Annotated in this window: 8 protein-coding genes; 4 read left to right on the forward strand and 4 right to left on the reverse strand. The window is 37.7% G+C overall.

From position 1 onward, the window contains the following. A complete protein-coding gene (locus tag AAGC65_RS05520; RefSeq protein ID WP_343111419.1) occupies nt 1-2,568 on the reverse strand; it encodes a M1 family aminopeptidase in 2,568 nt (855 codons plus the stop codon). A 55-nt stretch (nt 2,569-2,623) separates the two neighbouring features. Beyond that, complete coding sequence (locus AAGC65_RS05525) at nt 2,624-3,478, reverse strand: LysR family transcriptional regulator (RefSeq protein WP_343111420.1); 855 nt, start codon at nt 3,476-3,478, stop codon at nt 2,624-2,626. A gap of 93 nt (nt 3,479-3,571) precedes the next feature. Between AAGC65_RS05525 and AAGC65_RS05530 the strand changes: the two genes are divergently transcribed. The 4 genes from AAGC65_RS05530 (at nt 3,572) to AAGC65_RS05545 (ending at nt 6,030) form a co-directional block, all read left to right on the forward strand. After that, nucleotides 3,572-4,528 carry an alpha/beta hydrolase gene (locus AAGC65_RS05530; RefSeq protein WP_343111421.1) on the forward strand — a complete coding sequence of 319 codons (957 nt, stop codon included), beginning with the start codon at nt 3,572-3,574 and terminating at the stop codon, nt 4,526-4,528. 147 nt (nt 4,529-4,675) lie between these two features. Further along, nucleotides 4,676-4,897: a hypothetical protein gene (locus AAGC65_RS05535; RefSeq protein WP_343111422.1), complete on the forward strand. Its 222-nt coding sequence runs from the start codon at nt 4,676-4,678 to the stop codon at nt 4,895-4,897. Between the two features lie 239 nt (nt 4,898-5,136). Further along, a complete protein-coding gene (locus tag AAGC65_RS05540; protein WP_343111423.1) occupies nt 5,137-5,610 on the forward strand; it encodes a VOC family protein in 474 nt (157 codons plus the stop codon). A gap of 30 nt (nt 5,611-5,640) precedes the next feature. Continuing rightward, nucleotides 5,641-6,030, forward strand: coding sequence for a DUF1801 domain-containing protein (locus tag AAGC65_RS05545; protein ID WP_343111424.1), 390 nt, complete (start codon nt 5,641-5,643; stop codon nt 6,028-6,030). Between the two features lie 363 nt (nt 6,031-6,393). On the opposite strand, the gene AAGC65_RS05550 is transcribed toward AAGC65_RS05545, so the two are convergent. Both AAGC65_RS05550 and AAGC65_RS05555 read right to left on the reverse strand, forming a co-directional pair. Beyond that, nucleotides 6,394-8,172 carry a glycoside hydrolase family 9 protein gene (locus tag AAGC65_RS05550; RefSeq protein ID WP_343111425.1) on the reverse strand — a complete coding sequence of 593 codons (1,779 nt, stop codon included), beginning with the start codon at nt 8,170-8,172 and terminating at the stop codon, nt 6,394-6,396. Between the two features lie 119 nt (nt 8,173-8,291). Then, nucleotides 8,292-10,013, reverse strand: a complete 1,722-nt coding sequence (locus tag AAGC65_RS05555; protein ID WP_343111426.1) for a beta-N-acetylhexosaminidase — start codon at nt 10,011-10,013, stop codon at nt 8,292-8,294. Nucleotides 10,014-10,261 lie beyond the last annotated feature (248 nt).

The raw sequence follows: 10,261 nt of genomic DNA on the forward strand, positions 1-10,261 counted from the left end.
TTATTGTAACTTTTGAGCTCGCAGTAAGTTGTCTGTAGCCTGCAAAATTTTAGCTTTTAATTTAGGGTTGTAATTTTTGTGATTATCCAAAAAGTCAATCACCATTTGGTTCGCCTTTTTATCCTGATAGTAATTAAAAATCGAGTATAACCATGATTGCGGAAAAAAGATATCGCCTGTTTTTTGTATATCCTCAACCATCTCAAGGCTTTTAGTCAGGTATTTTTCAGATGTTTTTTGTCTCAGCGGATGGTGTAAATATGATAACGCTGTAGTTACCCAGGCTTCTTTTTGTCTGCCCTCAGCACTTTGTAAACTATTAAAAAACTGGTCTCTTTCCTGTTCGCTTAATGATAAAGCAGGCATCAAAAAATCTAATCTTTTTTTTCGGTCAATATTGGTTATCCGCTCTTGCTGCTGCTTTAAAATATGGGTTATAGTATCACTTTTTAAAGCTAAAGTGAGTGCCAACGAAGTATAATCATCTTCTGTAAGCTTAACACCTTCTGGTGGCTGTTGCCGGCTCCATACAGTATAAATATTGTTGCCAGCCGCTTTGCTTAGATAAACATCCTGATATGATTTAAAAAGTATCTTTTTATTGTTTGGCTTTTCCTGTTGCTGCATGGCCGCCCATAAGTCGCTTTCTAATTTAGGCGTAACCACTTCTCTAATACCAGGGGTTATAAATTCCCAATAAATATTATCAATATAACCAGTTAGCAATTTAAGGTTGGTTTCTTCCTTCTCAGAAGCCAATACTTCCGAAAAAATATTAAGTAACTCCGCTGGTTTCAGATACCTGCTATTCAGCATATTTTCATATGCCGAAATGTATAATGAAGCCCTTTGCAGCGGACTTTCTATACTTGATAAACCTTGCAAGCTATTTTCATCTACAGGAAACAAACCATAGCCAATGCCATTTGAATTATAGATAATATATGATGGTTTTTCAATACCTATAGCATCTTTTAATTCAATGCTGGCTCCTTTCATGTTCACAGTAATATTTTTGCTGTGATCGCCATAAATAAATGTTAAATTAAAAACCTGCGGCCACACACGCTTAGTACCAGATTCTGGATGTTGCGTTATTACAAAACGGCTTATTTTGTTGCCATTAAAACTGATTTCACTGTTAAATATTGGTCTACCGGGTTGATTTACCCATACTTTATTCCAGGTATAAAGATCGGTTGATGTATGTTTGCTCAAAATAGCTATCAGATCATTCCAGGTGGCATTGTTGTAAGCATACTTTTTTAAATACTCCTGTATACCTTGCCTGAAATTATCCTTACCCATTAACAATTCGAGTTGCTGCATCATAATAGGTGCTTTATGGTATATGATATTACCGTATAGTGAACCAGCATCTTTTAAATTATCAAGCTGCTGCCTTATCGGGTTGGCGCCCAGTGTTCGGTCGGTACTGTAAGCAGCGGGATAATGATCCTGTAAGAATTTGAGGTTGAAGGTTTCACTACCCATTAGTTTTTCAGTGATCTTATCAGCCATAAAATTGGCAAATACTTCTTTCATCCATACATCATTAAACCACTCCATAGTTACCAGATCGCCAAACCACATATGTGCCGTTTCGTGAGAGAGTAGGTTTGAACGGGATATAATCATATCTTTGGTTGCGCCTTCATCTAAAAAAACACCCGAAGCTTTGTATTGAACCTCACCGGGGTGCTCCATACCGCCAAACTGAAAATCTGGAATAGCTATAAAACCTATTTTTTGAAAAGGGAATGGAATACCTGTCCATTGCTGTAAAAAATTAATGGCATCCTGGTGCGCGGTAAATACAGGGTTAATACTCAATTTAATTTTTGTGGTATCTGTTTCCCGGTATAAAAACTCAGCCGGCCTGTTATTGATCAATTGTTTTACGGAAGTAAATTTACCGGCGGCGAATGAAAACAAATACGTACTCAGTTTATCCGATTTCCTAAATCTGTAAGTTGTTTTTTGTCCCTCATTAACAGAATCTGCAATAGCCGCATTAGCAAGAACTCTCCATTGCTGCGGTACATTTAGGGTTAGTAAAAAATTGGCCTTTAAGTCGGGCTGGTCAAAGCAGGCAAAAACTGTTCTGGCCCTGTCAGGTACAAATAAAGCGTATAAATAATCATCATTCCGGTTAAGGGATTGATTGCCCGTACTAAACTGAAGTGAAATGGTGTTTTTACCTGCATGTAAATATTGGGCTTCAATCAACAAATGTTCCTGCACTAATTTTACAGGTACTTTTTTGCTGTTTACCTGTATGGAATGAACTTTATCCGGTGTTTGCTTAAAATCAAGCTGTAAAGGAGAATTAACAGTTTTTAAAACAAGATCTATTGATTCTTTTGCTTCTATGTCTGCACTTTTATCTTTAGGTATGTCAAAATTTAACGTGTATTGCAGATTGCTGATCACGCTATGCCGGTAACGGGCCAATTGCAATGATACACCTGGTTCAACTAAAAATTTTGCATTCTGGGCAAAGCTTGTTGTAGTACTTAATAAAAATAATGTGAGACTTAATACAGAGACTTTTTTCAATGAGTTCATATTCATCCTCTTTACAAGGTGCTCAAATTTATAAAAACATAAGCATGCTTTAGGATTAAAATAGCTCCATAAAAACTTTCATAGCATTTGATTGCGGAATATCATTACGATAAGCTATCACAGTTGTTAACGTGCCCTGTTCACCGTCAACAATATGGGTTTTTAACTTCCGATTGTAATATATCTGGCTAACCACATCCTCCGGTAAAATGGTTATCCCAACACCAGCTTCAACAAAATTAATAATGCCTTCTAAAGTATTAAGTACCGTGCATTGATAATTGAAGATACCTTTTTTATTAAGCCACGCTTCAAGCTTTGGGCGATAGCTGCAACCCAGATCAAAAACAACAATTTTTACTTTGCCTTTTGATAAGTAATCAGCTAAGTCAGGCTGACCTTCAGCTGTAGCTATAACCAGTTGCTCTTCTTTTACCAGGTATGCGTTTAACTCAGGAGAGGTAACCGGCGCTGATACAAAAGCAGCATCAAGCTTATAGTTTATAACATCATTAAGGAGATTGACGGAATTATCGGCTTTAAAACTTAATTCAACCTCCGGATATTTATCTGTAAACTCGTTGATTACGCCCGGAACCTTGAGTGCCATCATTGTTTCAATGCAGCCTATTTTGAGGGAGCCTGTTATTTTGCCTGTATTTGTTAAATCCTGCTTCAGGCTTTCGGTCAAATGATTGTGTTTTTTGCAGTATTGAATGAATATTTCACCAGCCTGTGTTAATTCAACTAACCTTGATGTTCTTTTAAATAAGGTAACGTTAAACTCCTCTTCTAAATTTTTTATACGTGCGGTTACGTTTGATTGCACTGTAAACATAGCTTCAGCGGCTTTGGTGAAGCTACCGTGAGTAGCCACAGCCTCAAATATTTTAAGATCATGAGTATTCATTTATCTTTTTTTGTGATTATTTAAATAATTATTAATCGTTTTTAACAATCAAATATACAGATTAAGTTTGCTTTGTAAAATAATTCAAAACAAATGAAACATCCTTTAACACTGCTACTTATACTTACAGGAATTTTATCTGTACGTGGTCAGCAATTAAATAACCTCAATAAGAATCATATGAAAACTACAGTTATTCATTACAACAACATTAGCGTAAACGATTTAAACATTTTTTATCGTGAGGCAGGTCCAAAAGACGTTCCTGTTATCCTATTACTTCATGGTTACCCAACATCTTCGTTTATGTTCCGCAATCTGATTCCCGTACTTGCCGCTAAATATCATGTGATTGCGCCTGACCTGCATGGCTTCGGTTACTCAGATTCGCCGGATCATACTAAGTTTACTTACACTTTTGATAATCTGGCCAACTCTATGCAAGGCTTTATTGACGCGTTGAAACTTAAACGTTTCGCATTATATGTTTTTGACTACGGTGCCCCTACCGGTTTGCGCTTAGCTTTGGCAAATCCTGAAAAAATAACAGGAATTATATCGCAAAATGGTAATGCCTATGAAGAAGGTTTGAGTACGGCCTGGAGTGATATACAAAAATACTGGAATGATCCTTCGGAAGCTAATCGTAATTCACTAAAAGAATTTGTAACCATCAAAATGACCAAGTTTCAATACCTGACCGGTGTATCTGACACCTCTCTGATCGAACCCGAAACGTATACACTTGATCAACACTTCCTTGACCAACCCGGTCACCTGGATATTCAGCTTGATTTGATGCTTGATTACAGAACAAACGTTGCCCTGTATCCAAAATTTCAAGCATACTTCAGAGATAGGAAACCTAAACTATTAGCTGTTTGGGGCAATAAAGATCCTTTCTTTTTGCCTGCCGGGGCCGAAGGATATAAGAGAGATAATCCAAATGCAAAAGTTAAATTTTATGATACCGGTCATTTTGCACTGGAAACTCACGCGCAGGAAATTGGGCAGGATATTTTGGAATTTATGAAAGATCTGCCGCAATAACTATTTTGATAGATAACTTTATGACTCGTTTGAAAACGGAAATTATATCACAGCATCTATATGTTTTAATATATTTAAAACACATAGATGCTTGTTGATTACATTAAAGTTTATACATTTGCCGTATTGTAGCTACACATTAATAACATGAAAAAAACATTAGGGCTTTTGATCACAGCAGTAGGCATATTAATTATAGCCGGTTACTTCATTTTCACGCCAAATCATGCGTTCAATCCAGCAGATTCTATCAGCGGTATTGATGCGTCTGCAGGAATTGTATACGGTGGATTCATCACTTTTGGTATTGGCATGGTTACCTTTATATCAACTTTACCATATGCCGGAGCAAGATCAAAAAAAGCTTAACTGAAATAATCGTTTCTGATATTTTAATATCAATACGTTAAAGGATACAAACCCCGACCTCTTGAACAGGTTGGGGTTTTGTTGTTTATATGCTTTCTTCTGTACTCACACAGTTTGCGCAATTCCCCTTGTATATTGTCACATTCACACCCGTTTGAATAAAACAACTTCAGATATCTTTGATATATCGAAATCAAACAATCAAAAACCAAGTAAACAATTCAAAAGGAGAAGTAACCATGCAAAAGATCATCCCATGCCTTTGGTTCGACGGTAAAGTTGAAGAGGCTATTAAATTTTACACTTCCTTATTTAAGAATTCAAAAGTTAAAGATATTAGTCATTATGGCGAAGGGGCACCTCAACCTGCCGGAACAATACTGGTAGCTACATTTGAACTCGAAGGTCAGGAGTTTATGATATTAAATGGCGGCCCTGCATTTAAGTTTACTGAGGCCATATCATTATCTGTAAACTGCGAAACACAGGAAGAAGTTGATTTTTACTGGGAAAAGCTATCTGCCGATGGAGGTCAAGAAAGCCAGTGCGGCTGGCTTAAAGATAAATATGGCCTTTCATGGCAAATTGTACCCACTGTATTGGGTAAATTCTTGCGGGATCAGGACAAAAAGAAAGCAGGAAACGTTATGATGGCCTTAATGCAGATGAGTAAATTGGATATTAAAAAATTAGAAGAAGCTTATAATCAATAATCTGATAATCAGTTTCATTATATTTAAATCATGAGGAATTCCGATTATCCAACACCACAAAACTCTGATGAGTACATCGTTCAGCAGCCAGTTGAATTTAGGGCAACACTGGAAGAATTACGATCAATTATATTGACCACTGTTCCGCAGGTTACCGAATCTATTAGTTACCAGATTCCCTGTTACAAATATCTTTATATGTTGGTTGGGATAGGTGTTAACAAAAAGTATTGCAGTTTTTATGTAATGAGCCCCGGCTTAGTAAAAACAATGAAAGAAGAATTAAAGGACATTAAGGTATCAGGATCAACGCTTCATTTTAAGCCTAATGAAGCGTTGCCTGTTGATCTGATACAAAAGATCATATTAGCAAGAGTAAGTCAAAACGAGATCTTAGCTCAAACTAAAAAGAATAAGTAAATACCCCCACTCCAAAAAGTAGTTTGTAATCAGTTCCTTTCATTTTTTTCAATCTTCTCCAGGCGCCCATATCTGTTTACCCTGTAGTTTGAAAAGATTTTTGTAGGTTGCGATTGATAACCTCCGGATTCTCTCCTCCTGACAGGGCCACGTAATGGTACGATTAATATACATAAGAATATAAAAACTTTCATTAAAGCTAACAGCATAGTATATATTTTTAACAGCCATAGGTAAGCTGTATTACAGAACTGTAAAGCACATGATTGGGTTGAGCTTTGTAAATATTGTAGCTTCGGTTGATTAGTCCGGAGCTAATAAAGGTCAAGATAATAAAATGTTTTAAAAGTAAAAAGCTGGTAATTATTCGGGCTGTGCCATAGCGGTAATGGCTTGTAAAAACCAGGCAGCATGCGGCAGCCATTGCTCTGTCCATCGCCACTCGTTACCTTTATCTTCCGTTTTAAAATCTATTCCGCTACCATCTACATTACCCTCCTTGCCGGTAATACCATTTGATATACCACCTTTACCTGAGCCATGCCCAAAACTTGAACTCATATAAGGCACGTTATTTTTACCAAACTGGTACATAAAACACTTATTATAGGGGTTACAGCCCAGTATCCATGATATTTGGTCTGATGCGTAAACCGCCAATTCTTTTTTCACTCCCCAGCCTCCTTTTTCCGGATAAACCAAACGCCCCCCAATCAAGGCAGCGGTGGATAACGAGCCCAGCCGGGCGTTTTCACCCTGCCACCACCAGCCGGTTTCATTTTCATGTGGTATAAAAAAACCATTCTGAATTTTATCGCTTAGTTTAAAGGTTTGCCTTGCATAACCAAACGGATTATTTACTTCGCTGGTTACACGCAGATTATAGTCAAGAGCTTTTTTAATAACTGATAAGGCAGCACTTCTGTCGTCAGGGTTATTTTCTTTATTCAAATATCTACATAAAGCAATTATTGGTAAGCCAGCATCAGAGGCATGCCAAAATGGTCGGCCTGTATCATTAGTTATAAAGTAACCGGCAGAGCTCATGCGTTTCTCTATGTTTTGAGCACGTTTACTGGCCTCTTCATGATAAAATGAACTATCGGTAGCTATCCATAGTTCTGTAGCGGCCATTAACGCGCAATAGTCGTCAATAATATTTTCCTTGCCGTCATCATCATATTTTGTATTGTTAACCTTCAAATGGTCATAAGCACGTTTGGCTGCGGTGAGGTACTCGGCCGACTTAAATTCACCATCTTTTTTCAAATGTGATATACGTGCAAGGGCCGCTATTCCCATCCCTCCACCTTCGCGAAAGGCGCATTGATATTCATCGGTAGTGACGCTATTAGCCCTTAAACCTACAATTCTGCGTGCTTTTGGATCTTTACTGAAATAGCTAAAAACCGTCATGTAAAAATATCCTTCCTTTGATAAAGAGCGCATAATATAATCCCCACCCCAAAGCGCTTCATTAACCATATTATTATAAGCGCCAAGTTTGTTTAGAAGCGCAGGTATAGTTTGTACCGCATTTACCATTGACCAGGTAACCAACGGTATTTGTTGGGGTGACATATAATTAGCATATGCCAGATGCGAAAAGTATTTACTTACATCGCCCGATGCATCGCACCAGCCTCCTCTTACATCGGCTGTTTTATTACTTCCATATAATATCACTGCCTTATCAACCTCTAATTCTGTTGGTGTATTTGCCCTTTGCTTATTGTAATAACCAATAATAGATGGAATAGTACTTTTGGCCAGCGCATCCTCTCCCACCTCAAATTCAGCCGACAGGTATTGCTTACCATTTATCCTGACGCTTACTTTATATTTTCCTGATTTGATAAATGAAGAAAAATTAGCCTGATAAAAATAAACTCCCTTTGCCCATTCATTTATTTGTTCGGCTTTTGAAAGTGTGCCCGAAAACTCAACCTTTCCGGAAGTGTTAATTAAGGTAAAAGCAGTCTCACGAGTTAATTTTACATCGTTGCGAACAACTGCCATTTTTGCACCTTTTGCGTCAAAAGCAACTTGGTTAACATAAATAATGGGAGCTGCTTTGAGCACAATAGTCAACAAAAGAAAAAAATGAGTAAGGAATACGCTGAGTCGGGAAATGTAGGGCATGTTCTGAATAAGATCGGGTTAGCAGATTGAATAACAAGTATTACTAATTACTATTATTGCAAATTACTAATTTATCTATCCATATTATATAATCCCCACTGAAATCAATGTTGAAAATATTACTTCCTCCTTTTATGTATTCTCTCTACTGAAGCATAGCTAACCTTTTGTTGTTTTTTATTTTTGCCTCTGCCCTTAATATGTGATCTTTTGGAGATACGGCTACCAGCGTAACGCTGAACTTTAGGTATTTTGATTCGTGGTGCAAAATCAACTACCTCTGGATGAAACGATGGATCGAAAGGATTATAGTAATAAATACCAGAGTCGTCGTAGTTCTTAAATTCAGCTTTTAATCTTTCATTAAAAGCTTGTTCGTTCTTCAGTTCGGGTGACGTCCATCCTGCTTCTGCTAAGCCTGCTATGCGCGGAAAAAGCATAAAATCAAGCCGCTTCTCAGACTCTATTGATTCAGTCCAGATGTTAGCTTGTACACCAATAATAAGTTTATTGTTCAATTCCTCAAGCGGTGCTTGCGTATCCGGGAAATTGTAAACACTGCTTATTCCGTTAAATACCCCATTCCATTTAGGGCCTGATACGTGTCCCGTATCCTGAACAAAGTCAAAGTATAAAGGTAGACGCGGACATAATACTACCTGGTAATTTTTCTGTAAAGCCAGATGTAACTGGCCTGGTAAATTTTGCCGCCACCAAAAAATGATGGTCTTGCCGGCAGGCAGGTCGGTACCGGTGGCCTCGTCCCAGGCCAATACTTTACTTCCCAGGCTGCTTACGGTATCAGCCATCCGTTTAAAGAAATAACGTTCCAAATCATTTACACCTTCAAACTCCTTCTTCTGCATTACATGGGCAATAGCAGTATCAAGCGACCATGCCTTAATACCAAATGCCACTTCATCCCCACCTAAATGTATCATATGAGCAGGAAACAGCGCGTTTGTTTCCTTTATAATATCGGCCAAATACTGGTATGTTTTTTCATTAGCCGGGTTAAAGGTAAAATTAGGATACCTTGCTACGCTTCCGCCTGTAAATTCAGGATATGCTCTGTTGGCTGCAGTAGCATGGCCCGGCATATCAATTTCAGGTATTACTGTAATAAAGCGATTAGCAGCATAATTTACTATTTCCTTAATATCATGCTGAGTGTAGTATTCCGCCTCGGCTGATGTATCACTATAGTTACCTACACCGCCTACGGTAGCTAACTTGGGATACTTCTTGATGTCAATACGCCATCCCTGTACATCTGTTAAGTGCCAATGAAACTTATTGAGTTTATAATAAGCCATCCAATCAAGGATCTGCTTTACTTTATCCTTGCCAAAAAAGTGCCTTGATTCATCGAGCATAAGTCCCCGCCACTGATATCGTGGCGAATCGGATATCTCGCAAGCTTGTAAATAAATGTTACCGGCATCACCCGTCGAATCAAGTTTAATAAGTTGTAACAGGGATATCAGCCCATAAAAAACACCCTCTTTGTTAGCTGATGATATATTAATGTGCCCGGGAGTTATTGTTAAATTATATGAGCCCGTAGCCTGAGTAGAAGTGGTTAGTACAAGGTTAATAGAGGCCTCCGCGTTGTTATAAGTTGTGGCTAATGAAAAGCCTTTAGCTTTCATTACCTCTTTTTGAAAATATGTAGCAAGTGATGTAAGAGAAGTATCGCCTACAGCAATAGTAGCGTGGCTATTGAAGTTAAACTGCCCAAGCTTGTTATCAGCTAACTTAGGCTGCGGAATAATGTTTAAGTTTTGTGCCTGTATATAACCAGAGAACAAAAGAAACGCTGTTAATAGTTTAAATTTCATTAATACACAAGTTCAATAAAAAGGGGCATGCTATAATAATAAATTTTAGCAATAAAAATGTAGCAAATTTGCAATAAGTAAAAACAGAGGATCAATAGGTTAATAGAATTGCCGTAAAAGAAAAAAGCGGCCTCAATACATGAGGCCGCTTTAATTTATATATGATAGAGTTATTGCTTATTTCCAGCCACCGCCTAAAGAGCGGTACAGATCAGACATGGCGTTTAAACGGGCGTTTTTAACCGTTG

Source organism: Mucilaginibacter sp. (assembly GCF_039207105.1).
Classification (GTDB): domain Bacteria; phylum Bacteroidota; class Bacteroidia; order Sphingobacteriales; family Sphingobacteriaceae; genus Mucilaginibacter.